This is a genomic window from Auritidibacter ignavus (genome assembly GCF_003703835.1).
Taxonomy (GTDB): Bacteria; Actinomycetota; Actinomycetes; order Actinomycetales; family Micrococcaceae; genus Auritidibacter; species Auritidibacter ignavus.
In genome coordinates this window covers 21717-44688 of sequence record NZ_RDQR01000001.1, presented here as the reverse complement: position 1 = coordinate 44688, position 22972 = coordinate 21717, and the positions used below count along the sequence as shown (strand labels likewise).

General features: G+C 58.9%; 19 protein-coding genes, 3 tRNA genes and 1 pseudogene. 15 read left to right on the top strand and 8 right to left on the bottom strand.

Annotated elements, in window-relative coordinates; all coding sequences use genetic code 11:
- Positions 1-14: 14 nt before the first annotated feature.
- Positions 15-1592 (bottom strand): DUF2079 domain-containing protein, encoded by a 1578-nt coding sequence (locus DYI20_RS00215; protein WP_233487825.1) that lies wholly within the window; start codon positions 1590-1592, stop codon positions 15-17.
- Between the two features lie 129 nt (positions 1593-1721).
- A tRNA-Arg gene (locus DYI20_RS00210) sits at positions 1722-1795 on the bottom strand.
- 259 nt (positions 1796-2054) lie between these two features.
- Here DYI20_RS00210 and DYI20_RS00205 point away from each other — a divergent pair.
- Both DYI20_RS00205 and ettA read left to right on the top strand, forming a co-directional pair.
- Positions 2055-2519, top strand: coding sequence for a single-stranded DNA-binding protein (locus tag DYI20_RS00205; RefSeq protein ID WP_110100375.1), 465 nt, complete (start codon positions 2055-2057; stop codon positions 2517-2519).
- Positions 2520-2585: 66 nt separating this feature from the next.
- Positions 2586-4268, top strand: a complete 1683-nt coding sequence (ettA, locus tag DYI20_RS00200; RefSeq protein WP_110099519.1) for an energy-dependent translational throttle protein EttA — start codon at positions 2586-2588, stop codon at positions 4266-4268.
- 142 nt (positions 4269-4410) lie between these two features.
- Here the strand turns inward: ettA and DYI20_RS00195 are convergent, their stop codons facing one another.
- A complete protein-coding gene (locus DYI20_RS00195; protein ID WP_110100376.1) occupies positions 4411-5328 on the bottom strand; it encodes an acyl-CoA thioesterase in 918 nt (305 codons plus the stop codon).
- A gap of 152 nt (positions 5329-5480) precedes the next feature.
- Between DYI20_RS00195 and DYI20_RS00190 the strand changes: the two genes are divergently transcribed.
- Together DYI20_RS00190 and DYI20_RS00185 are read left to right on the top strand one after the other, a co-directional pair.
- Positions 5481-6125 (top strand): DUF8185 domain-containing protein, encoded by a 645-nt coding sequence (locus DYI20_RS00190; protein ID WP_146206395.1) that lies wholly within the window; start codon positions 5481-5483, stop codon positions 6123-6125.
- Positions 6126-6193: 68 nt separating this feature from the next.
- The gene (locus DYI20_RS00185; protein WP_110110047.1) at positions 6194-6943 is read left to right on the top strand and encodes an SDR family oxidoreductase; all 750 of its coding nucleotides are present in this window, start codon (positions 6194-6196) and stop codon (positions 6941-6943) included.
- Positions 6944-6976: 33 nt separating this feature from the next.
- Here the strand turns inward: DYI20_RS00185 and DYI20_RS12490 are convergent, their stop codons facing one another.
- The 3 genes and pseudogenes from DYI20_RS12490 to pepN all read right to left on the bottom strand — a co-directional run bounded on the left by DYI20_RS12490 (position 6977) and on the right by pepN (position 10641).
- Complete coding sequence (locus DYI20_RS12490; RefSeq protein WP_233242980.1) at positions 6977-7354, bottom strand: globin; 378 nt, start codon at positions 7352-7354, stop codon at positions 6977-6979.
- 144 nt (positions 7355-7498) lie between these two features.
- Positions 7499-7942 (bottom strand): annotated as a pseudogene (locus DYI20_RS12485) (OsmC family protein); the annotation flags it as partial.
- A complete protein-coding gene (gene pepN / locus DYI20_RS00175; protein WP_110100380.1) occupies positions 7942-10641 on the bottom strand; it encodes an aminopeptidase N in 2700 nt (899 codons plus the stop codon). The pseudogene DYI20_RS12485 and the gene pepN, both read right to left, overlap by 1 nt.
- Before the next feature lie 233 nt (positions 10642-10874).
- On the opposite strand from pepN, the gene DYI20_RS00170 reads away from it, so the two are divergent.
- The 4 genes from DYI20_RS00170 (at position 10875) to DYI20_RS00155 (ending at position 14180) form a co-directional block, all read left to right on the top strand.
- Complete coding sequence (locus DYI20_RS00170) at positions 10875-11378, top strand: ribose-5-phosphate isomerase (RefSeq protein WP_110100381.1); 504 nt, start codon at positions 10875-10877, stop codon at positions 11376-11378.
- Between the two features lie 11 nt (positions 11379-11389).
- Positions 11390-12280: an Fpg/Nei family DNA glycosylase gene (locus DYI20_RS00165; protein WP_110100382.1), complete on the top strand. Its 891-nt coding sequence runs from the start codon at positions 11390-11392 to the stop codon at positions 12278-12280.
- Positions 12281-12354: 74 nt separating this feature from the next.
- Positions 12355-13041: a lipoyl(octanoyl) transferase LipB gene (gene lipB, locus DYI20_RS00160; RefSeq protein WP_110100383.1), complete on the top strand. Its 687-nt coding sequence runs from the start codon at positions 12355-12357 to the stop codon at positions 13039-13041.
- A 35-nt stretch (positions 13042-13076) separates the two neighbouring features.
- The gene (locus DYI20_RS00155; RefSeq protein WP_110100384.1) at positions 13077-14180 is read left to right on the top strand and encodes a lipoyl synthase; all 1104 of its coding nucleotides are present in this window, start codon (positions 13077-13079) and stop codon (positions 14178-14180) included.
- 229 nt (positions 14181-14409) lie between these two features.
- Here the strand turns inward: DYI20_RS00155 and DYI20_RS00150 are convergent.
- Positions 14410-14483: transfer RNA gene (locus DYI20_RS00150), tRNA-Gly, on the bottom strand.
- Positions 14484-14740: 257 nt separating this feature from the next.
- Here DYI20_RS00150 and DYI20_RS00145 point away from each other — a divergent pair.
- The 6 genes from DYI20_RS00145 (at position 14741) to DYI20_RS00120 (ending at position 20074) form a co-directional block, all read left to right on the top strand.
- Positions 14741-14814 (top strand) — tRNA-Pro (locus tag DYI20_RS00145).
- 66 nt (positions 14815-14880) lie between these two features.
- Complete coding sequence (gene tig / locus DYI20_RS00140) at positions 14881-16263, top strand: trigger factor (RefSeq protein WP_122548665.1); 1383 nt, start codon at positions 14881-14883, stop codon at positions 16261-16263.
- Positions 16264-16466: 203 nt separating this feature from the next.
- On the top strand, positions 16467-17087 hold the full coding sequence (locus DYI20_RS00135) for an ATP-dependent Clp protease proteolytic subunit (RefSeq protein ID WP_110099789.1): 621 nt from the start codon (positions 16467-16469) through the stop codon (positions 17085-17087).
- Positions 17088-17146: 59 nt separating this feature from the next.
- Complete coding sequence (locus tag DYI20_RS00130) at positions 17147-17812, top strand: ATP-dependent Clp protease proteolytic subunit (RefSeq protein WP_369860237.1); 666 nt, start codon at positions 17147-17149, stop codon at positions 17810-17812.
- Between the two features lie 231 nt (positions 17813-18043).
- Positions 18044-19354, top strand: coding sequence for an ATP-dependent Clp protease ATP-binding subunit ClpX (clpX, locus tag DYI20_RS00125; RefSeq protein WP_110099788.1), 1311 nt, complete (start codon positions 18044-18046; stop codon positions 19352-19354).
- 117 nt (positions 19355-19471) lie between these two features.
- The gene (locus DYI20_RS00120; protein ID WP_110100386.1) at positions 19472-20074 is read left to right on the top strand and encodes a DsbA family protein; all 603 of its coding nucleotides are present in this window, start codon (positions 19472-19474) and stop codon (positions 20072-20074) included.
- Positions 20075-20185: 111 nt separating this feature from the next.
- On the opposite strand, the gene valS is transcribed toward DYI20_RS00120, so the two are convergent.
- Positions 20186-22834 carry a valine--tRNA ligase gene (valS, locus tag DYI20_RS00115; RefSeq protein WP_122548664.1) on the bottom strand — a complete coding sequence of 883 codons (2649 nt, stop codon included), beginning with the start codon at positions 22832-22834 and terminating at the stop codon, positions 20186-20188.
- Here valS and DYI20_RS12730 point away from each other — a divergent pair.
- The gene (locus DYI20_RS12730; RefSeq protein WP_255410737.1) at positions 22833-22958 is read left to right on the top strand and encodes a hypothetical protein; all 126 of its coding nucleotides are present in this window, start codon (positions 22833-22835) and stop codon (positions 22956-22958) included. The two genes, valS and DYI20_RS12730, sit on opposite strands and share 2 nt — an antisense overlap.
- Positions 22959-22972: the final 14 nt, after the last annotated feature.

Below are 22972 nucleotides of genomic sequence, written 5' to 3'. Positions count from 1 at the left end.
AACCGGTCGTGGAATTAGCGGTGCAGATACTGCGAGCAGGCAGGGTCAACCGGCTGATCGCGGTGAAGGACCCAGACACCTTGATCCTCCCAAACTACCTCAAAGCCGAGCCGTTCAGCCCGGTCGAATGCTTGCGATGGGGTCAGCGGGTGGTTGCCACCCAGCTCCTCGACCTCGTCATCAATAATCATCCAGGTCGACCGGTCGTCGTTCAACGTCCCGTGGAGACCCACCGCGGTGCGAGTGCTCAGATGCGGGGCGGCATGGTCGGCCGCTTCGACACAGACGTCGTCGGGGATCATTGATACGGCGCGGTCAAAGGCTTGTGCTTTCTCGCTGGGTATCCAGTACGTAGCAGTGAGTAGCTGGTGGAACGGGAAGACAGCCGGGAAGGTCACGGTGCCGACCAAGCTCACGCCAAGCACCACCGTACCGACCACGGAAGCCGGTCGTGGTCGGGGCTGACCGGTAGTCGCCTCCGTGGCGTCCTTCGGGAGGTGGTTGGTGCCAGGTGTCTGGGAGCTGTCTGGCCAGGTCCGGACCCATCGAGTAAGTCGATAAGCCCCATCGACGGCAGCCAGCATCAAAATCACCGAGGGCATGGCGTCGTACTGGTACACCGGCGCCCAGACGTTTAACCGGTCATTGAACAACCGGGAAAGTAACAGCGGAGCTGCTGCCAGGGTAATGGGCGATAACAACGGCAAGAGCAACAGGGGCACGAAGTGAAGGAGCCACAGCCCGATCTTTAGCGGATGATCAAACAGGATGCCGATTGTTTCCAAGGGGTTGGTGAGCATAAAGGTCAAGGAGGAACCCAGATCCTCACCCAGGGCGGTATATTCCCAATACGAGAATTCTCCCGAGGGGGAGAAATAAGGGATCACGACCTGTAAAACCACGACGAAACCGATCATGCCACTCACCGCGGTGACCAGAGCCTGCCACCAGGCCCGATAAAACAACATGACCACGGCGATGGCGACCAGCGTGATCCCCATGTCTTCCCGAACAGTGAGCAGGATCAGGCTCAGCCCGCACGCCAGCCAGAAACGGCGCGCATCCAGCGCCCACATCACCCACGCAATGACCGGCACCCCGAGCGTGACTTCGTGAAAGTCCCAGTTGACCATGGCCTGGAAAGGCCAGAACGCTAGCAATGCGGTGCTGACCACTAAGGCACAGACGTGGTGGTGGCTGCGGCGCCGGGTGAAGAAATAGACCGGAATCGCCGTTGAGGCCAGTGCCAGGGCCATGATGATCCCCAACATGCGCGGGTCGTCCCAGATCCAGTAGAAGGGAGATAGTAGCGCCAGGATCGGGTGGAAGTGGTCCCCGAGCAGGTGGAAACCATCGCCTTTAATCGGCACGATTGGAGGCTTAAACAACGAGTATTGGCGTACTGCCTGGTCGAAAATTCCCAGGTCGAACCCTTTGGCGTGGTAGCCGTTAAACCGCAGGATCGAATGGGTGATATACACCGCGATCGCCACGGCCATTAGGATGCCGAGATGACACCACACTTTGGCACGAGACGGGATCGCCGGTCCGGTCTCGGCCTCAGCTTGAGTCTGCTGGGTGTTCTGCTGCATAGCATGTGACACCTTATTGGGTCTCCTCACGGTCCGGTCTCGCCATATATCATGCCCCGCGGGGTCAGGGGCACACCGGTCGAGGCAAGACCGGCACACCAGATCAGCACACCAGCACCTGGTCAACAGCGCCCCAGGAGGGATTCGAACCCCCGACCTACGGATTAGAAGGCCGTTGCTCTATCCAGCTGAGCTACTGAGGCAAATGAGCACCCCTATTGTATCCGCTTTGTTCCCCACAGGGCCAATACACGCGCCACCACTATCCACAGTTGAGGTCCTGCAGGTGTCGAGTTGTCCTCAACTCGACGAAGCTGGAGGTAACCCGGACAGGGCACACACGTGCTGCCAGTCTGGGAGCTGAGAACAATGCCATCGATGAATAACCATCACCGTCAGCTCCCACCCACCCACCGCATCGGGGTATTCAGGGGGCAGACATGATGAGAAAGGGGCTGGACGATGCGACAAAACATGACGGTACGAGGCACCGTGGGAACCGAACCACGAAAAGTCACGCTACCCTCGGGGGATTCGGCGGTGGATTTCCGCTTGGCCTCGACGGAACGCAAATGGAATCAGCGCACGGGAGAGTGGGAAGACGGCAATACCAACTGGTTTACCGTCACCGCCTATAAGAAACTGGCCGATAATGTCTACCGCAGTGTCGTGAAAGGTCAACCCGTGGTCGTGACGGGCAATTTGTCCATTCGTCCCTGGACGTCCAAAGACGGACAGCGCCAAGGGACAGCAGTCGAAATCTATGCCACCACCATCGGCCACGATCTGGCGATGGGGTTTGCGGAATTCTCGCGTCCGTACGAAATATTTGCGGGGTCCACCGAGTCTTGGGACGCCTCTCCGCTGGTGCGCGACCCGGTCGAAACCCCGCAGGGGGAGGGCGACGATCCAGAGGTTGCTGCCTAAGCTAGCGTGCGGTGGCCGTGGCGTGCGAGTACGCATTTGCCACGGCCACCGACTACTGTAGAGGGCATGGCGGAATTTATTTACACCATGATCAATGCCCGCAAAAAAGTTGGCGATAAAGTCATCCTCGATGACGTCACCATGTCGTTCTTCCCCGGAGCGAAGATCGGTATGGTCGGCCCCAACGGTGCGGGTAAATCAACGATTCTGAAAATCATGGCCGGTCTGGACGAGGCCTCGAATGGTGAAGCACGTCTCAGCCCGGGATACTCGGTCGGAATTCTCTTGCAGGAACCTCCGCTCAACGAAGAGAAAAATGTGCTGGACAACGTCCGTGAGGGCGTTGGAGAGATCTACCAGAAGCTTGAGCGCTACAACCAGATCTCTGCCGAAATGGCCGAGCCAGATGCGGATTTCGATGCCTTGATGGAAGAAATGGGCACGTTGCAGGAAGAGATTGATGCCGCTGATGCGTGGGACATCGACTCTCAGTTGGAACAAGCCATGGAAGCCCTACAACTACCAGATGGTAACGCTGACGTCACGCATCTCTCTGGTGGTGAACGTCGTCGTGTTGCGCTGTGTAAATTGTTGCTGGAACAGCCTGACCTGTTGTTGCTTGATGAGCCCACCAACCACCTGGACGCAGAATCGGTGCAGTGGCTGGAAGGTCACTTAAAGACCTACCCCGGCGCTGTTATCGCCGTGACTCACGACCGGTATTTCTTGGATCACGTGGCCGAGTGGATTGCAGAAGTCGACCGCGGTCGTCTTTACCCCTACGAAGGTAACTACTCCACGTATTTGGAGAAGAAGCGTGAACGGTTGGCCGTTCAGGGGCGCAAAGACGCCAAGCTGGCCAAACGCCTCAAGGACGAACTCGACTGGGTTCGGACCAATGCCAAGGGGCGTCAAGCCAAGCAGAAGGCTCGTCTGGCACGTTACGAAGAGATGGCAGCTGAAGCGGAGAAGACCCGCAAGCTTGACTTCGAAGAGATTCAGATTCCGCCGGGCCCCCGCTTGGGATCGCAGGTCATCGAAGCCACCAATATTCGCAAAGGCTTTGGCGATCGCGTCCTGATTGATGACCTGTCGTTCTCGCTCCCGCCGAACGGCATCGTCGGTATCATCGGGCCGAACGGTGTGGGTAAGACCACCCTGTTCAAAACCATCGTGGGGCTGGAAGACCTCGACGGTGGAGAGCTGAAGATCGGTGAGTCGGTGAAGATCTCCTACGTGGATCAGAACCGTGCCAATATTGATCCCGAGAAGTCCCTGTGGGAGGTCGTCTCTGACGGACTGGACTACATTCAAGTTGGCAATGTGGAGATGCCTTCTCGGGCCTATGTGTCCGCTTTCGGATTCAAAGGCCCGGACCAGCAGAAGAAAGCTGGTGTGCTCTCCGGCGGTGAGCGTAACCGATTGAACCTGGCGCTGACGTTGAAAGAAGGTGGCAACCTGCTCCTCCTTGACGAGCCGACCAACGACCTCGACGTGGAAACACTCACCTCACTGGAAAACGCTCTGCTGGAATTCCCCGGGTGTGCGGTAGTCATTTCCCACGACCGGTGGTTCTTAGACCGTGTCGCGACCCACATGTTGGCTTGGGAAGGCACCGAAGAAAACCCCGCTCACTGGTACTGGTACGAGGGGAACTTCGAATCCTACGAGGCAAATAAGGTCGAGCGTCTCGGCCCCGAGGCAGCACGTCCGCACCGGGTGACCCACCGGAAACTGACTCGCGACTAGAGTCACGATCTCCACGCCCTGAACACCAACGGGGTCTCGCCATCGTGTGTGGTGAGACCCCGTTGGTGGTTTCTGTGCTGTTAGTGCGATTAGATGCTGTGCTAACAGACGACAGTTACGGCACGTGTCAGGACTGACGAGATCATGAGGACGGGGCGTTGTCGTCATCCGGGGTGCGGATCATGCCTTCTTGGGCGACGGTGGCAATGAGGTCTCCAGCGGTGGAATAGAACTGCCCGATACTGGTGCCTCGCGCCGACTGGGTTGAGGGGTTGGACAGCACATACAGCATCCATTCATCGACCTTGATGGGACGGTGGAACCACATGGCGTGGTCTAGCGAAGCCATCGAAATCCCGGGAGTGGCCCAGAACAGCCCGGCCTGGCGCAGAATCGGATCAAAGGGCATATAGTCAGCTGCATAGGCCAGGGCAGCCGCCTGCTGATTATGTCCCAGCTCGATGCCGGAAAAGGTCTTCAACCAGCACGCTGTTTGCGAGGAACGCTCCTGCGCAGGACCGATGTAGACCGGTTCGGAAATCATCCGAATATCGAAGGGGCGACGTGAGGCCATCTCCTGGGCTTGAGGATGGTCAATGCCGCCCAACAACTCTTCAGTGCTGGGGATGCTCCGTGGGTCGGGCATGCCCTGCGGCATGGGCTGGAAAAAGTCCATCCCGGATGCCTCGGCCTGGAAGGAACAGGTCAGGGTCAGAATGGTCTTACCGTGTTGCTGCGCTGCCACATGGCGAACCGAAAAAGACCGTCCATCGCGGACTTCTTCCACCACAAAGTTAATGGGCACCTGGGCATCGCCGGGTCGGACGAAATAGGCATGCATCGAATGCAGGTGCCGTTCGTCATCGACCGTGTCACCAGCGGCAATCAATGCCTGGGCCAGGACCTGGCCCCCAAACACACGCCCACCATATTGTGGCGGCGTTGTGCCGGTATAGATTTTCTTGGAATCAATGATTGCCTGATACTCCAGATCCAAGACTTGACGGAGTAGATCCGTTGAATCTAGCCTCGGCGTCTCGGAACCATTGGTCTCGGTCATGTGAATGGTGCCCCTCTGATGAGTGCGATGCGAATAATTCTGTCATCGATCATAACCGCTCGTGTCGTCAACAGAGCGCACGCGTGTTCCATTCGTGGGAGAATGGCGGGATGACTCAGGGGCACCGCATACCGCTGGCCAATGACCGTGTCGTGAACGATTTGCATCGCTTTGCGGAACGGGCCAAGCACCTTCAAGCCACCAGCATGCGTCTCCAAGTCCAACGCAATGTTTTGGTGACCACCGTCAATATTTTCAGCCCCCTGAGCCTTGGCGACCAGATGCCCTACGTCCTCGGTGTTCGGACCGTGGGGTTGAACAACTCTGAGGACCAAGTTGGTGTGCTGGATGGACTCGACCGTGTCTACCCGTTACAAGCGATTACCGACCGTACCAGTCGGATGACCTCCCAGGACATCACGTGGCTCACGCTACCTCCGGTAGAAGAAGAAACCGCCTGGACCGGCATGACACCGCCCAGAACCCAGTGGCGACTGGTAGCGGTGATCGACGACGCTGAGCTGAGCGAATTATCTCGACAGGGCATCCGCCACGTCGCAGAAACGTTGCCCACTAGTCCTGGGGCCGCAATGGTTCACCAGGCCCGCACCGCAGTCTGGGGTGAGACATACGGGGACCCGGCCGTGGCGCAATTTCCGGCCGGGATGGCTTTTGCCGCGTCTGGACTGAGTTTTTTAACCCAGCGGGGCACCTCCCAGCTCTTTCGGGCGGGAGTCTGGTTGCGACTGACATCTCGGGGCGGGCACATCGTATCCCGCCCTGCCATCACCGTCTAGCGGCCTCGAGTACGGTGCGCTACCAGTGATCTCTATTCAGTGGCGTGCTGGTCCTTTAGAGTGACCGCATGAGGGCAATTTTCATTTCTGGAGCAGCCACAGGAATTGGCCGGGCCACCGCACAAAAATTCTTATCCGCTGGATGGCTCGTGGGAGCCTATGACGTCAACGAGATTCCCTACGGACATCCACACCTGATCACCGGGCACTTGGATGTCACCGACCCACAGCAGTGGGATACAGCACTGGCTGAATTCACCTCGCACACCGGGGGACGGCTCGATGTGCTCGACAATAACGCCGGCGTGATCATTGACGGTGCTCTGGCTCGCCAAGACCCCGCCCGAATTCTGAACACGATTGAGGTCAACTGCGCCGGACCAACCTACGGTGCCCGGGCAGCACACCCGTATTTGAAGGCCACACCCGGCTCCACCCTGGTGAATATGTGTTCGGCATCGGCGATTTACGGTCAACCCGATGTGCTGGTGTATTCGGCCACGAAATTCTACGTCAAAGGATTGACCGAAGGACTCGGGCTGGAATGGAAACACGATGATATTCGAGTCATCGATGTCATGCCGCTGTGGGCCAAGACGGCACTGGCTGAGGTGAGCGCCAAATCCATCCGCACGCTGGGGGTGCGGATTACCCCGCGAGACGTCGCCGAAAAGATCTACACCGCGGTGCATCCGCGCAACCAATGGCAACGGGCCACCATCCACTACGGAGTCTCACTGCCCGATATGGCATTCCGGAAACTCCGTGCGCTGGCCCCGGACCGCACGGTGGCTCGGGTCCTCCGCCACCTGGTCTAGCGTCGTGTGCCTGGACTGACAGGACGTGCGTGGCTAAGACCGGTTCTGCATCGCGTGGGCGGCGCGCTCGAGGTAATCCCACAGGGTCTCTTCCTGCAGGGGAGCAAGGTCTAAGGACTTCACCGCGACCTTCATGTATTTCAACCAGGTATCCCGTTCTTGGGGCCCGATCTCGAAGGGCATGTGGCGCTTCCGCAACCGCGGGTGGCCACGTTGCTGGGAATAAGTGGTGGGCCCACCCCAGTACTGTTCCAGAAACATGCGCAGTCGAGCTTCTGCAGGACCCAGGTCTTCCTCGGGATACAGGGCACGGAACTCCGGGTCCGTGGCGACCTGCTCGTAGAACACCCGCGCCAGTTTCGCGAAGGTTTCGTGTCCGCCCACCTGGTCGTAGAAGCTACGCTGTTCCACTGCCGGGGAACCGGTGGCACCGGTGACCGACACGGGTTTTTTGGCCGGTCGGGGCGGTCGCAGTGCAATCGGAGCACCCAGGCGGGTGGTGAACTGAGGTGACTTTCGCTTAGGTTCTCCGGTGGTCACCGGCTTGATGGCCACCGGAAAATTCACCGACCGGGCGACGAAACACTGTTGATGAGCTGTCTCGTGCAACTCTCCGGCCCGCTGGTAGGCCTGGGGGTCCTGGTCATGAGTCGCCTCATCCAGCCACACCTGGGGGCGTAACACCGCACTGGCGACGTGTCCGCCCTCTTTCAGGTCGTGCGAGAGCAGTAGCTCGCCACCGACCTCGATGTGGGAGACCGCCAATTTTTCTTGGCCTGCCACGAATAAGTACGACAGAATATGGCACTCGGCCAGAGCCGCCAGCAATAACTGCTCCGGATTCCACCGGGAGGTGTCACCATGAAACGCTCTGGCCGCTGAGCCCTGCAGTTCACCGGGCCCATCGGCCTGGATGAGGATATCTCGGGTGAACCCCCGCTTCGGGTGCGGGGTGTCACGGCTCGACCATTCGGCGCGTAACTGAAAGGTGTGTTCCATCATGCGTCGTTCGTCTCGTTCGTGCTACCGGTGCTGCGGTGATTGCCAGACGGTGTCGTTTCAAAGGCTCGTTGGGCCCTCAGGGACCGGATCAGATCATCGCGGTTTTCTGCCAGAACTCGTTGCAGCGCAGAATGGTTGGTAGATGCCAGGACGGTCGAGGCCTTCTCGAGAGTGGATTCGGAGACATCCCAGCCGGGGAAGAGGCCTTCGGCGAACGTTTCGGCCATCTCGTGCGAGCGCTGGCCCCAGACGGTGTCGATGACCTCGAAGTACTGGTCAATGAACGGTTCCAGCACTGCACGGTCGTGGACCCGGTTGAAACCAATAATGGTTTGGCGCTGGGTGGTATTGGACATATCAGCCTCCACCAGCCGGCTCCAGGTGTCAGCTTTGGCTTGTGCTTCGGGCCGGGCTGCCATGGCCTTATGACGAGACAACGCTCCCGTGGCCGTGGTATCGGCCTGAGCCGCTGCCTCGATCTCCGTCACCCCGGCGTAGCCACCGGCTACCAGCGAGGTCAGCGCATCCCAGCGCAGTTCGTCGGAGAGCACCAGCCCGGGCAACCGCGGATCCTGACCGTGAGCACCATAGCTGAGCACCTCGGAGAGGATCTCGAGCTGGTGGTGGCGGGCATGGAGAATGAACGCCTTGAAGAACTGGAGCTGGGTATCACTGCCGGCCGGTGCCGCGGTGGCCAGCTCCCAGAGCTTCTCGGCGACCGTGTGCCGGATCTGGGGCTGATGGCTGGCCGGAACATATCGATTCAGTGCGGTATTGAGCTGACGGATCAGAGTGAAGATCAAACTCGAGTGGGTCTCTGCACCCAGATGCTTCAGCAAGGTACTAATAAACGCCGAGGCCGAGAGCACTCCATCACGGGTCATGTGCCACAATGCACCCCAGAGCACCGCACGAGCTCCGGAATCTGCCACATCCGACAGCCGGTCGATGGTGGTGCGCGCGGAATCCGGGTCCAGCACCACCTTCGCATAGGTCAGGTCTTCATCATTGACTAGCAGAATGTCCGGGACCTTCGTGCCGGCCGGTACGTGGACCTCGGTGGTCTCACCGGTGATGTCGAGCTCGATCCGTTCGGCCCGAATCAGCCGTTCGGGGTGGGCCGGGTCGTTCCGGTAGCAGCCCACCACCGCCCGGTGGGGACGCAATGGCGTTTCACTGTGCTGAGACGACTGCAGGATCTGCAAACAGGAGATCGTCTCACCGTCCTCGGCAAGCTGTAGCTGTGGCTCGAGCGTGTTGATCCCAGAGCTCCTCAGCCACAGCTCGGACCACTCGGCCAGGTCACGGCCCGAGGCCAGCTGCAGTTCACCGAGGAGATCTTTCAGCGCCGTATTGCCATAGGCATGAGTATGGAAATAACGACGCACACCTTCCACAAATGCGTCGTGACCTACATAGGCCACCAGTTGCCGGAGCACCGAGGCACCCTTGGCATAGGTGATGCCATCGAAATTCACCAGCACGTCATTCAGGTCCCTGATATCGGCCACAATCGGATGCGTGGTGCTGAGCTGGTCCTGGCGGTAGGCCCAGGTTTTCTCGACCGCGGAAAAGGTGGTCCAGGCTTGATCAAACCGGGTGTTCTGCACCGCTGCGACGTGGGAGACGAACTCGGCGAAGGACTCATTCAGCCACAGATCATTCCACCAGCGCATGGTCACCAAGTCGCCGAACCACATGTGGGCCATCTCGTGCAGGATCGTGATGGCCCGTCGTTCGACCAGCTGTTCGGCCACCGGGCCACGGAAGACATAGTCCTCCAAGAATGTCACGGCGCCGGCATTTTCCATCGCCCCGGCATTGAACTCTGGGACAAATAGCTGATCATATTTTTCAAACGGGTAGGGCGTATTGAATTCGTGCTCAAAGAAGTCGAAACCTTGCCGGGTGATTTCAAAGAGGTTGTCACCGTCCAAATACTCGGCAATCGAAGCCCGGCAGTACAGTCCCAGCGGAATCTCTCGGCCGGTGGTGGAGGTGGCTGTGGAGTGCACCGAATAGTAGGGGCCGGCAATCAGCGCGGTCACATATGAAGACAGTCGTGGCGTGGGTGTGAATTCCCAGCGAGCCAGATGCCCCCGGCTGTGGTGTGCTGTGTCGTCCCGGCGACCGGTCACACCGGCTCCGGCTAATAATTCCAGAGGAATCGGATCCGGGGTGGGTTGGTTGGAGATCACGGTCCAGTGGTCCGGGGCGATGACCGTGAACTGGAAGGTGGCTTTCAGATCGGGTTGTTCAAAGACCGTGAACACCCGGCGCGAGTCGGGCACCTCGAACTGCGAATACAGGTAGGTCTCGTTATCGACCGGATCCACAAAGCGGTGTAGTCCCTCACCGGTATTGGTATAGCGGGCCACAGCATCGACGACCAGCACGTTGGTATCGGCGAGATGCTCGACCGGCAGGGCAATACGAGCGCCGTGATACTCGTCGGTGGGTAGGTTGATGCCGTTCAGACTCACCTCGCGCAACGAGTCCCCAACAAAGTCGATGAAACTGTATTCCGGGGCGATACTGGCGCGGTCCGCAGCGGTAAAGTGCACCTCGGTACGAGACCCGAACACTTCACCGTCCCACGAGAGATCCAGCTCAACCTGGTACGACTCGACATCGAACGCGGTGGCCCGCGCTTGTGCTTCGGTGGCCGTGATATTGAGCAACTGTGATGTGGTCATCCTCTACAAAACACCTCGCTGGACGTCTCGGGTTGATCGGATTCGAAGTCCGGTCGTCTCTTGGTCTGTTCCCCATTGTGTCACTTTCTGTGCGTTTCTTGTCTGCCACAGCAGACTCACCGTTGGATAGCTGGCTCGTCAGCCGGTGCTCCGCGGTGAGAGGGTTTGCGGTAGGGTGAAGGTGAGGCTCACACCGTCATCGACCGCAGCAACACCAAGGGGAGACCAACGCCATGCGTGTGCACATTGCCACCGATCATGCCGGGCTGGATTTGGCCCACTACTTCATTGATCACCTGACTGATTCCGGATACGACGTGTTGGACCACGGGCCTCAGGCCTATGACCCCGACGATGATTACCCGTCATTCTGCATCAACGCCGCGCTCGCAGTCGCCCGGGAACGTGCAGCCGGAATGGACTCCTTGGGTATTGTGCTGGGTGGGTCCGGCAATGGTGAACAAATTGCTGCTAATAAAGTCCCCGGTATCCGAGCTGCCCTGGCCTGGTCAGTAGCCACCGCCCACCTGGCCCGTGAACACAATGACGCTCAGCTCATCGCTATCGGGGGGCGCCAGCACGCAGCCGAGGAAGCCTTGGAAATTGTGACCGCATTCTTAGAGACACCGTTTAGCGGTGAAGAACGTCACCAGCGCCGCATTGACCAGGTTGCCGAGTTCGAACAGCGCGGTGAGATCGAAGGTTTCGAACTGGGCACCGACGGGTTGGACGCGTAACGACGTAGCTGATGCCTGAAGGACACTCCATCCACCGGTTGGCCCGATATTTCTCCGAGGTCTTTACCGACCAACCGTTACGCATCACCTCTCCGCAAGGACGGTTCAGTGCCGGCGCCGCCCGGCTAGACGGGCGGCGGGCTACGCGGGCTGAAGCCTACGGGAAACATTTTTTCCTCGTCTTTGACCACGAGCTGATCCTCAACGTGCATTTGGGCATGTACGGGGCCTGGACCTTCGGTGGTGACGAGCATGTGGCCACCGTGTCCTCGATCGGAGCTCCACGCAAGATCGGCGAACGTGAGCAGCACTCCTTGCAGCTGAGCACCAACCCGGTCGATCCGCCAGAGCCCAAACCCACCACTCGGGTCAGGATCGTCTCCGACCACGGGTGGGCTGATCTCATCGGTGCCTCTGTGGTCCGGGTGCTCACCGTGGATGAAGCTGGCGACGTGGTGGCCAGTATTGGACCTGACCCCTTGCGACGTGATGCCGACCCGCAACGGTTTATCGACCGAGCGCTGGCCACCCGACGTCCCATCGGGGAGGTGCTGATGGACCAGAAAATCATTGGTGGAATCGGCAATATCTACCGGGCCGAAGGGCTCTTTCGCACCGGCATCAACCCGCACACCCCGTCGCGACAACTCGGCGCGGAACAGCTGCACCAGCTGTGGGAGGATGAAGTGCGACTGATGCGTCGTGGTGTCGCGACCGGAAAGATTATCACCACCCGGGCCGAAGATCGTCCCGGAATCGCTCTGAACGATGCCTGGCCCGAGCACGCCTATTACGTCTATCAACGACAGAACGAGCCATGCCGGGTCTGTGGCACACAGAACATTGTCGTGGAATCGATGCACCAACGAAAACTGTACTGGTGCACCCGCTGTCAGGGATAAGATAATTTGCGTCATCAACCGAAGTCATCTGGTTTAATGGATGTACTTTCATCGCGCAGGATTGAGGGGATTGCATGCGCATTCTCAACGAACTCGACAACGGTCTACAGAGCTATGCGACCATGGACCAGCGCCAACGTGAAATTCACCGGGCTGTCTCTGAAGGCCGAGAAGAATCAACGCTACTGATCTGGCAGGCCGAATCCACCTACACGGCCGGACGGAACACCAAGGCTGTCGACATTATCTCCGATGAGATTCCGGTGATTGAGACGGACCGTGCCGGATCGGTGACCTGGCACGGGCCCGGACAGCTCATTGTGTACCCGATCGTCAAGCTTGCCGAGCCCATCGACACATTGCGCTACATCCGCAGTGTGGAAGCCTCCGTGCTCACCGTGCTGGGTGAACACTACGACTTGCCGGTAGAACGCATCCAGGACCGGGCCGGAGTCTGGTTGCGCAACCCCGACCGGAAGATCTCGGCCATTGGCCTGAAGATTTCGCGCGGGGCGACCATGCACGGTATTTCGCTCAACGTCACGACCGACCCCAATACATCGTTCACTGGGATTATCCCGTGTGGCATCAATGACGCTGCGGTGACCTCGATGGCAGAAGAAGGCGTCACCGACCTTGCGGTCGCTGATCTGGTTGATCCGCTGGTCGCGGAGCTCACCGAACGATTGACCCCACTGATTGATCCGATCTACTCCACCACCGCAGAAACGGACCAGAGTCTTCAGCCACACCACAGCTGATCCGATCTCGTCTCACAAGGAGAGGAACACCTGACATGTCGACCTTGCCGAAAGTAGAAGGACGCAAGCTATTGCGCATCGAGGCGCGAAACGCTCAAGTACCTCGCGAGGATCGACCCGACTGGTTGAAAACCCAAGCCACAGTTGGGCCGGAATACCGGAACATGCGTGAGCAAGTCCGCAAGCAGTCTCTGAACACTGTCTGCGCGGAAGCCAACTGCCCCAACATTTACGAGTGCTGGGAAGACCGGGAAGCCTCGTTCTTAATCGGTGGGGCGGTGTGCACCCGCCGGTGTAGCTTCTGCGACATCGCCACCGGTAAGCCGGGGGAGTACGACCAAGAAGAGCCCGAACGTGTGGCTGACTCGGTGTCGGAACTCGGGCTACGCTATGTGACGGTGACCGGTGTGGCCCGCGACGACCTCGAAGACGGTGCCGCCTGGCTGTATGCTGAAACCTGCCGTGCCATTCATCGTCGTGGCGAAGGCACCGGGGTGGAGCTGCTGGTCGATGACTTCCGCGGGGGAGACCGCCCGTTGCAGATGGTCTTCGACGCTCAGCCCCAGGTCTTTGCCCACAACATCGAGACTGTTCCGCGGTTGATGAAGATTATTCGTCCCGCCTTTCGGTATGAGAAATCCTTGGGTGCACTCAGTAAAGCCCGCGACGCAGGACTGGTCACCAAATCCAACCTGATTCTCGGCATGGGAGAGACCACCGAAGAAATTGAAGAAACCATTGGCGATCTGGTCGATGCCGGAACCCACATTTTGACCATCACCCAGTACATGCGACCCTCGCCGCTACACCAGCCGGTCGACCGCTGGGTCAAGCCCCAAGAGTTCCTCCGGTTGCGTGACTTCGCCTACGAGCGTGGTGTCAAGGCCTGCATGTCAGGGCCGTTGGTGCGGTCTTCCTACCGTTCCGGCAAGCTCTACGTTGAGGCCATGAACGCGCTGGGTCGGCAGATCCCTGCCGAGTTCGCTCATCTGAAGGAAGCAGCTGAGGGCTCGACCCGTCAGGAAGCTGCCACTGTGGTGCAACGTCTCAAGGCCCGCGGTGCCGTCGACGACAACCCGGACGAACCGGCTTTGCCGGCACACCAGCCCGGTGACCGCACCCAGTTGCCGGTGGCCTAGACCCGCAACGGACGAGCGAGAGAGTGTCCTGATGTTTGGCGCGGGACACCACAGCTTCCGCTCCGATGAAGTGTGGGCGCGATAATTCCTCGCAAGCATTGCTAACCGGGTTGCCAACCGTTGCTTATTCAACGGAGGACGAGGGCGAGGAACCCAGGTGAAAAAGGCCGCGAGCCCTCTGTGTGCATACCTCAATGAACTACCGGGGCTGGGCGGATCAAAGCCGTTGTGGAGGGGATGACGGGAATCGAACCCGCACTATCTGCTTGGAAGGCAGAGGCTCTACCATTGAGCTACATCCCCGCAGTGCACATCAGAGTAGTTATCACCACTGCAATGCACAGCGAATTTGAGTGTAGTGCAAAAAAGTGTTCAGTCCAAATTTCCGTTTTGGACGCGAAACAGACTAAGATATCGTGGGTGCCTAGTGGCCTCCAGGCCTGCGTGATGGTTATTCAGTCAACGGTCCTGCGGAGTAATCCACGTGCGGTGAAGGATCGTTTCACCGTCAGGGTGCCACTGTTGTCGGAGTCAACACGGTGTGTTGTGCCCGGGCATTTCGGGACGTAGCTCAGCTTGGTAGAGCGCGCGCTTTGGGAGCGTGAGGTCGCAGGTTCAAATCCTGTCGTCCCGACAGTTTCGGTTCGTCGTTAACCGCTACACAATTCCATTTATCCACGATCGATATCAGGAGTCCTACGTGGTCAAGTCCACAACAGAGAATCTCAGCCCCACTCGGGTCAAGCTGGAGATTGAGGTTCCTTACGAAGAACTCAAGCCCCGTATTGACGTTGCGTATAAGAGCATTGCCAATCAGGTGCAGATCCCTGGTTTCCGCAAGGGCAAGGTTCCTCCGCGTTTGATCGACCAGCGCTTCGGTCGTGGTCTGGTGATCGAACAGGCCGTCAACGACAACCTGGACTCATTCTTCCAGCAGGGTCTGCGCGAGGCTGAGGTCGTGCCACTGTCTCGCCCCGAGGTGGATATCCAGGCCGTTCCCGGAGCCGACGGCGATGACGAAGCGCCCCTGAAGTTTACCGCTGAAATGGACATTCGGCCCAAGGTTGAACTGCCAGACTATAAGGGCCTGAAGGTCACTGTTGACCCGGCTGAGCCCAGCGCAGAAGATGAGCAAAAGGCTCTGGACGACCTGCGTGCACGGTTTGCCACCCTGAAAGACATCGATCGCCCGGCAGGGCAGGACGATTTCGTGACGATCTCTTTGACCGCCAGCATTGACGGTGAAACGGTTGATGAGGCCGAAGACCTGTCCTACCAGATCGGTTCTGGCACCATGCTCGAGGGTATGGACGAGGCACTCGACGGTCTATCAGCCGGAGAAGACGCCGTGTTCGAGACCACCCTGGCCGGCGGCGAGCACTCCGGTGAGGCTGCCACCGTCAAGGTGGTGCTTAACGCCGTCAAGGAGCGCGAGTTGCCCGAGGCTGACGATGACTTCGCACAGCTGGCCTCCGAGTTTGATACTCTCGATGAACTCAAGGAAGATCTCAAGAAGCAGGCTGCTGACGAAGCCGTGACCAACCAGGGGATTGAAGCCCGCGACAAGGTCCTGGAGGAACTGCTGAAGCTGGTCGAGGTGCCCGTGCCCGAGTCGGTCATTACCGAACAGCTGGAACAGCACTTCAACGATGGCGGTCACTCTGCCGGAGATGACCATGACACGGAGGAGCACCGCGAAGAAGTCGAGAACAACTTCCGCGAAGCCTTCGTCAACGAGATCGTGCTCGATGAGGTCGCCGATCAGGAAGAAATCGGCGTCGAACAGGCTGAGCTGATCGAATACATTATCACCACCGCTCAGCAATACGGCATGGACCCCAACCAGTTCGCGCAGATGCTGGATCAGGGCAACCAGGTGCCGATGATCATGGGTGAGGTGCGTCGTCGCAAGGCTCTGGCCAAGGTCCTCGAATACGCCGAGGTGACCGACACCAAGGGCAACGCCGTGGACCTGTCGTCCTTCGTTAAGCCACAGGACGATGACGCGGACGAGGTCGCTGAGCCCACCGAAGAGGACGAAACAAGCGAATCCACCGAGGAAGCCGACGACGAGCAGAAATAAAACTCAGCCATACTGAACGGGCCCGTTGAGGAGCAGAATTGCTCCCCGGCGGGCCCGTGGCATGTGACGGACTCGTGCCAACAGCGAAATACCGTGTGCTGTGGCCCCAGAACGAGCCGATCATCAGTAGTGTTTTTCCCGAAGATGATTCAACCAGGCTGCCGTGGAGGTAGCTGTCAGCATTGAAGGAAGGTAGGACGTCCATGACAGATTCGTCCCCCGCACCACGGATGGCCACTGTCGATCCGGCCGAACGTGAAGACTACATCTACAACCGTTTGCTGAAAGAGCGCATCATCTGGTTGGGGTCTGAAGTTCGCGATGACAACGCCAACGCAATCTGCTCGCAAATGCTGTTGCTCTCCGCAGAGGATCCCCGGAGCGACATCTACCTCTACATTAACTCCCCGGGTGGCTCGGTGACGGCCGGGATGGCCATCTACGACACCATGCAGTACATTCCCAACGACGTGGTGACTGTAGCAACCGGTTTGGCTGCCTCCATGGGACAGTTCCTGCTCTCTTCCGGGACCAAGGGCAAGCGCTACGCCACCCCCCACGCCCGCATTCTGATGCACCAACCCTCCGGCGGTATCGGTGGTACCGAGTCTGACATCCGCATTCAGGCCCAGCTGATCATGCACATGAAGAAAGTCATGGCCGAGCTGACTGCAGAACAGACCGGCCAGAGTGTGGAACGGATCCTCAAAGATAATGAACGCGACATGTGGTTTACCGCCGAGCAGGGCCTGGAATACGGTTTCTTCGACCACATCGCCGAACGTGCCGGTTCCGTATCCGGTGGTGGCGGCGTCGAGCAGTAACCATCCTGGTGTCACCACCACACTCAGCGGACTAACCACATCTTTTCAGGAGCTCTTCGATGACACAGCACAAACACTCTGGTCAGGACATGCCCGCCGCGCAGGCGCCGATGATGCCTTCGGCACGCTACATTCTCCCGCAATTTGAGGAACGCACTCCCTACGGTTTCAAACGACAGGACCCCTACGCTCGGTTGTTTGAGGACCGGATTATCTTCCTGGGAACCCAGGTCGATGACGCCTCCGCCGATGACATTATGGCTCAGCTTTTGGTGCTAGAAGCCATGGATTCGGAACGTGACATCACTCTGTACATCAACTCCCCGGGTGGATCCTTCACCGCGATGACGGCGATCTACGACACCCTCCAGTTCATCCGCCCCGAGGTCCAAACCGTGTGCCTGGGACAGGCAGCCTCGGCTGCCGCTGTCTTGCTGGCCGCCGGCACTCCGGGCAAGCGCCTGGCGCTTCCCAACGCGCGCGTGCTGATCCACCAGCCATCCATGGGCGGTGACCGTGGTACGGCAACGGATCTACAGATTCACGCTGACGAATTGTTGCGGATTCGTACCTGGATGGAAGAAGTCCTCGCCCAGCACACCAACCGTAGCGTCGATCAGGTTCGCGCTGATATTGACCGCGATAAGTTCTTGTCCTCCGAAGAGGCCAAAGAATACGGTCTCGTCGACGAGGTGCTGGAGTCGCGCAAGATCAAACGTAGCTAAGCCTGACAGTAGCACCGGTGGGGTGGACACTCTGCGATGAGATGTTCACGCCACCGGTGCCTTTCTGTGTGGTTATCCCCAGCGTGGAGACGAGATTTCCATCGCCCGGGACGTTCGGGGTAGTTTTGGGCGGGAGATCCCCTGAGCGAGCAAGGCACACGGGTGTAACGGGGCAGAAAAGTTCCGGCCAGCTACTATGCTTGGATCGAAACAAAATTGTGAGGAGTCACCTTGGCACGAATCGGAGAAAGTGCGGACCTGCTGAAATGTTCCTTCTGTGGCAAATCCCAGAAGCAGGTTCGTAAGCTCATCGCCGGTCCCGGCGTCTACATCTGTGATGAGTGCATTGAACTGTGCAACGAAATCATTGAGGAAGAACTCACCGAAGTTGCCGAGACCAACGACGTCGACTTGCCGACTCCTCGCGAGATTTTCGACCACTTGGACCAGTACGTCATTGGCCAGCAACGAGCCAAAAAAGCCTTGTCAGTCGCGGTCTACAACCATTACAAACGTGTCCGGGGCAATGACACCATCCGCCAGGCTGTTACCGACACGTTCGGAGATGACTCGATTCTAGATGCGCTGGCCGATGTGGAGGTCGGAAAATCGAATATCCTCTTGGTCGGCCCTACCGGTTCGGGCAAAACCTACTTGGCACAGACCCTGGCCAAGAAACTCGACGTGCCGTTTATCGTCGCGGACGCAACCGCACTGACCGAAGCCGGCTACGTGGGCGAAGATGTCGAGAACATTCTGCTTAAGCTGATTCAGGCCGCAGATTTTGACGTCAAGAAGGCCGAACAGGGCATTATCTATATTGACGAGATCGATAAGATCTCACGGAAATCCGAGAATCCTTCGATTACCCGCGACGTCTCCGGTGAAGGGGTGCAACAGGCCCTGCTGAAGATCCTGGAGGGTACCGTTGCCTCGGTGCCGCCACAGGGCGGTCGCAAGCACCCGCACCAGGAATTCCTGCAAATTGATACCTCTAATGTCCTGTTCATCGTGGCCGGTGCATTTGCCGGACTCGATGGCATTATCGAGTCCCGGGCTGGACGTAAGGGGATCGGCTTCGGCGCAGCCTTGTCGAGTTTCGGTGAAGGGGAGTTGCCCTCCTACTCTGATGTGCGTCCTGAAGATCTGCTGAAATTTGGTTTGATTCCTGAATTCATTGGGCGCCTGCCGGTCATTACCGCAGTAGACCCACTGGATCGGGAGGCACTCATTCGGGTGCTGACCGAGCCGAGGAACGCTGTGCTGAAGCAGTACCAAAAGATGTTTGCGTTAGATGGTGTCGAGCTTGAATTTGACCAGTCCGCTCTTGATGCTGTCGTGGACCAGGCAGAAGAACGAGGTGCAGGAGCCCGTGGGCTACGCTCCATTCTGGAAAACGTGCTACAGCCGGTGATGTTTGATCTGCCCTCACGAAACGACATTGCCTCGGTGACGATCACCGGCGACGTCGTGCGAGGTGAGGCCGAACCGCTGATGGTCACTCGCGAGGTGACCCACAAACGGCGCACCAAATCGGCCTAATTTTACGTTTTTGACCGGTATCGGAACTGTACGGAATAAATCCGCGAAGCGTGTCGCTATGCCCAACAGACTGCATTGCAGTAGATTCCGGAACCCGACAGAAGGAGATACGCTCCGATGGCCGAAAATAACGTCGTCAATTTCTGGTTTGACCCGATCTGCCCCTTCGCCTGGGTGACCTCGCGCTGGATCCGTGAAGTCGAGCAGGTCCGCGATATCACCCTCGACTGGCATGTGATGTCGCTGGGCATCCTCAATGATGCCGAGGGCAAAGAGAAAGACCCCAACGTGTGGTTGCCTGCCCGGGCCGCTGTCGCCGTCGAACAACGTCTGGGGCATGATCGTTTAGGCGAGTTCTACACTGCAGTGGGCACCCAGATTCACAACAATGACGTCTCTGATCGCGAGGCAGCCGTCCGGACCGCTCTGGAGGAGATCGGAGCCAGCGAACAGGCCGATCAGGTCATCGCTGATGCACGGACCGACGTGAACGACAAGGCACTGGCCAGCTCCCACCAGCAGGCAATTGATTTGGTCGGTAACGAGGTCGGCACTCCGGTGGTGCAGTTCGGTGACACTGCCTTCTTCGGCCCGGTGCTGTCCAAGATTCCGCGCGGTGAAGAAGCCGGCAAGATCTTTGATGGTGCTGTAGCGCTGGCGGGCTACCCCTACTTCTATGAGCTCAAGCGCAGTCGCGACTCCACACCACGCTTCGACTAATCTGCGCTGAGACACAAACGGCGGGGGTGGCCACTGTCTTGGTGGCCACCCCCGCCGTTTGTGGTCGCACCGGGACTAACTAATCCGGTCCCGACCACTCGGGGCAGGAGCTTAGCTCTCGGACTCCACGAGCTCGGTGTTGATCACGGAGATATCGTGTTCTTCATCGGTATTCGTGAGGTCGGTGAACTCCAGGTGCTGGATGCGCCCGGCAGCGTACAGGTCGTCTTGGGCCTGCCGGATTTGGTCAGCACGCGCGGAGGTCGCCTGAATAGTGGCGGTTGAGACCTCGGTGCGTTGCGACACCTTCGCATCGGACTTGGCCTTACGAACCCCGGACAGTGCACGTGCCACGGCGGTGAGCACCTCGGAATCGCTGTCACGGCCAACGGCGTCAATACCGGCAGATTCGCCCTCACGCCCCGGCCACGGTGCTGAGTGTACTGAGCCCTGTTGCCACCAGCTCCAGGTCTCATCGGTAGCGAAGGGCTGGAAAGGTGCCAACAATCGTTGCAGTGCGTCCAGTGCGGTGGCCAGGGTGACCACGGCAGAGCGTTGCTGGTCGTCGCCCCGCCCGCCATAGGCGCGGTCCTTGACCAGCTCGACGTAGTTGTCGGTGAAGTTCCAGAAGAAGGTCTCCACAACGGTCAATGCCCGGGCGTAGTCATAGCGCTCAAAGCCAACAGTGGCTTGCTGGATAGTGTCGGACAGCTGGGCCAACAACGACCGGTCCAGCGGATGGGTGATCTGTGCGGCCTGGTCAGCTGTGGTCGCAACCCAGGAGCGGTTGGCCCCCAGTTGCAACACGAACTTGGTGGCGTTGAGTAGCTTGATCGCCAGACGACGACCAATCTTCATCTGATTGACCTCATAGGCGGTGTCGGCGCCCAACTTGGCTGACGCCGCCCAATACCGAACCGCGTCCGCCCCGAATTTGTCCAGGATATCCATCGGCACCACAACGTTGCCCTTGGACTTTGACATCTTCTTCCGGTCCGGGTCGAGAATCCAGCCAGACAGGGCAGTGTGCTGCCACGGCACGGAATCGTGGAGCGCATCGGCCCGCACCACCGTGGAGAACAGCCAGGTTCGAATAATGTCGTGGCCCTGCGGACGCAGATCGAAAGGAAAGACCTTGTCGAATAGCTCATCATTGGTCGACCATTCGCCAATAATCTGTGGAGTCAGTGACGAGGTCGCCCAGGTGTCCAGCACGTCCGGATCACCAGTGAACCCGCCGGGCCGATCGCGCTGCTCAGCAGTGTAGCCGGCGGGAACATCCTGCAACGGATCAACCGGGAGCTGGGCGTCCTCTGGAATCAGCGGGGACTCATAGTCGGGCTCACCCTGGTCATCCAGCCGGTACCAGATCGGTACCGGGACCCCAAAAAACCGCTGGCGGGAGACCAGCCAGTCACCGTTGAGGTTCTCCACCCAGTTGGTGTAGCGAGACTGCATGAATTCTGGGTGCCACTGCAACTGGTCACCGCGGGCAATCAGTGCATCCCGGCGGTCGGTGTCCCGGCCACCATTGCGCAAATACCACTGACGGGAGGTGACAATCTCCAAGGGCTTTTCGCCCTTTTCGTAGAAGTTCACCGCGTGCATGATCTTCTTCGGCTGTCCATCGAGCAAATCATGTTCTTGCAGCATCTCCACGACGGCCTTCTTGGCGGAAAACACGGTCTTGCCGGCCAGTCGTTCATAGTTAGCACGACCGAACTCGGAGGTGATCCATTCTGGGGTCTCGGACTGGAATCGGCCGTCACGACCGATCACCGTGCGGGTATCCAGCTCTAGCTCACGCCACCAGGTCACGTCGGTGAGGTCACCGAAGGTACAGATCATCGCGATACCCGACCCCTTATCCGGCTGAGCCAGCGGGTGGGCCTTGACCTCGACGGGAACCTCAAACAGTGGGGACGTCACGGTGGTGCCGAAGTAGGGCTTGTACCGTTCATCGTCGGGATGAGCCACCAACGCGGTACAAGCCGGTAGCAGTTCGGGGCGGGTGGTTTCAATAAAGATCTTCTCACCCTGCTCGGTGGTGAAAGCGTACCGGTGGTAGGCGCCTTCCATCTCGCGGTCTTCCAGCTCGGCCTGGGCGACCGCGGTGCGGAAGGTGACGTCCCACAGCGTGGGAGCCTCGGCCATATAGGCATCGCCATCGGCGAGGTTCTGCAGGAAGGCCCGCTGGGAGACTTCTCGGGAGTGGTCATCGATAGTGCGGTAGGACAGATTCCAATCCACCGACAGGCCCAGACGGGTGAACAGATCCTCGTAGACCTTCTCATCGTCGGTGGACAACTCCAGACACAGCTCGATGAAGTTTTGGCGGGAGATCACATCCCAGTCGCGCTGGTTCTTTGCCGGCTTGTCCGGTGGACGATAATCGGGGTCATACGGCGTGGCCGGGTCGGTGCGCACTCCGTAGTAGTTCTGCACGCGACGCTCGGTGGGCAAACCGTTATCGTCCCAGCCCATCGGGTAGAACACGTTCTTCCCGTTCATCCGCTGATAGCGGGCCAACACGTCGGTCTGGGTATAGGAGAATACGTGACCGACGTGCAACGACCCCGAAGCGGTCGGTGGGGGAGTATCGATGGAGTAGACCTGGTCACGATCCGTGTCAGGGTCGAAGACATAGACCCGGTCGGCTTCCCACCGGGCGGTAAATTTCTCTTCGAGCCCTTCGAGGCCTGGACGATCAGGGATGGTGTTGTTTTTGGGCGAGTTCGAGCCCTGAAGATCTTCTGCCATGCCACATATTCTTTCACAGACCACCACTCCGACAGCACGTGCTGAGCAGTATGTCCCAGACCTGACGGACCAGGTGGGCACCCGTTGCGTTACCTCCCGGGGCCGCATCAGCCGGGTACTGTAAAGCTATGACCTCAG

What these genes read in the sequence shown, in the direction of transcription:
- DYI20_RS00215 (WP_233487825.1), bottom strand. Translation starts at nt 1,592, where the DNA reads ATGCAGCAGAACACCCAGCAGACTCAAGCTGAGGCCGAGACCGGACCG.
- DYI20_RS00205 (WP_110100375.1), top strand. Translation starts at nt 2,055, where the DNA reads ATGCGACAAAACATGACGGTACGAGGCACCGTGGGAACCGAACCACGA.
- ettA (WP_110099519.1), top strand. Translation starts at nt 2,586, where the DNA reads ATGGCGGAATTTATTTACACCATGATCAATGCCCGCAAAAAAGTTGGC.
- DYI20_RS00195 (WP_110100376.1), bottom strand. Translation starts at nt 5,328, where the DNA reads ATGACCGAGACCAATGGTTCCGAGACGCCGAGGCTAGATTCAACGGAT.
- DYI20_RS00185 (WP_110110047.1), top strand. Translation starts at nt 6,194, where the DNA reads ATGAGGGCAATTTTCATTTCTGGAGCAGCCACAGGAATTGGCCGGGCC.
- pepN (WP_110100380.1), bottom strand. Translation starts at nt 10,641, where the DNA reads ATGACCACATCACAGTTGCTCAATATCACGGCCACCGAAGCACAAGCG.
- DYI20_RS00170 (WP_110100381.1), top strand. Translation starts at nt 10,875, where the DNA reads ATGCGTGTGCACATTGCCACCGATCATGCCGGGCTGGATTTGGCCCAC.
- DYI20_RS00165 (WP_110100382.1), top strand. Translation starts at nt 11,390, where the DNA reads ATGCCTGAAGGACACTCCATCCACCGGTTGGCCCGATATTTCTCCGAG.
- lipB (WP_110100383.1), top strand. Translation starts at nt 12,355, where the DNA reads ATGCGCATTCTCAACGAACTCGACAACGGTCTACAGAGCTATGCGACC.
- DYI20_RS00155 (WP_110100384.1), top strand. Translation starts at nt 13,077, where the DNA reads ATGTCGACCTTGCCGAAAGTAGAAGGACGCAAGCTATTGCGCATCGAG.
- DYI20_RS00135 (WP_110099789.1), top strand. Translation starts at nt 16,467, where the DNA reads ATGACAGATTCGTCCCCCGCACCACGGATGGCCACTGTCGATCCGGCC.
- DYI20_RS00130 (WP_369860237.1), top strand. Translation starts at nt 17,147, where the DNA reads ATGACACAGCACAAACACTCTGGTCAGGACATGCCCGCCGCGCAGGCG.
- DYI20_RS00120 (WP_110100386.1), top strand. Translation starts at nt 19,472, where the DNA reads ATGGCCGAAAATAACGTCGTCAATTTCTGGTTTGACCCGATCTGCCCC.
- DYI20_RS12730 (WP_255410737.1), top strand. Translation starts at nt 22,833, where the DNA reads ATGCCACATATTCTTTCACAGACCACCACTCCGACAGCACGTGCTGAG.
- valS (WP_122548664.1), bottom strand. Translation starts at nt 22,834, where the DNA reads ATGGCAGAAGATCTTCAGGGCTCGAACTCGCCCAAAAACAACACCATC.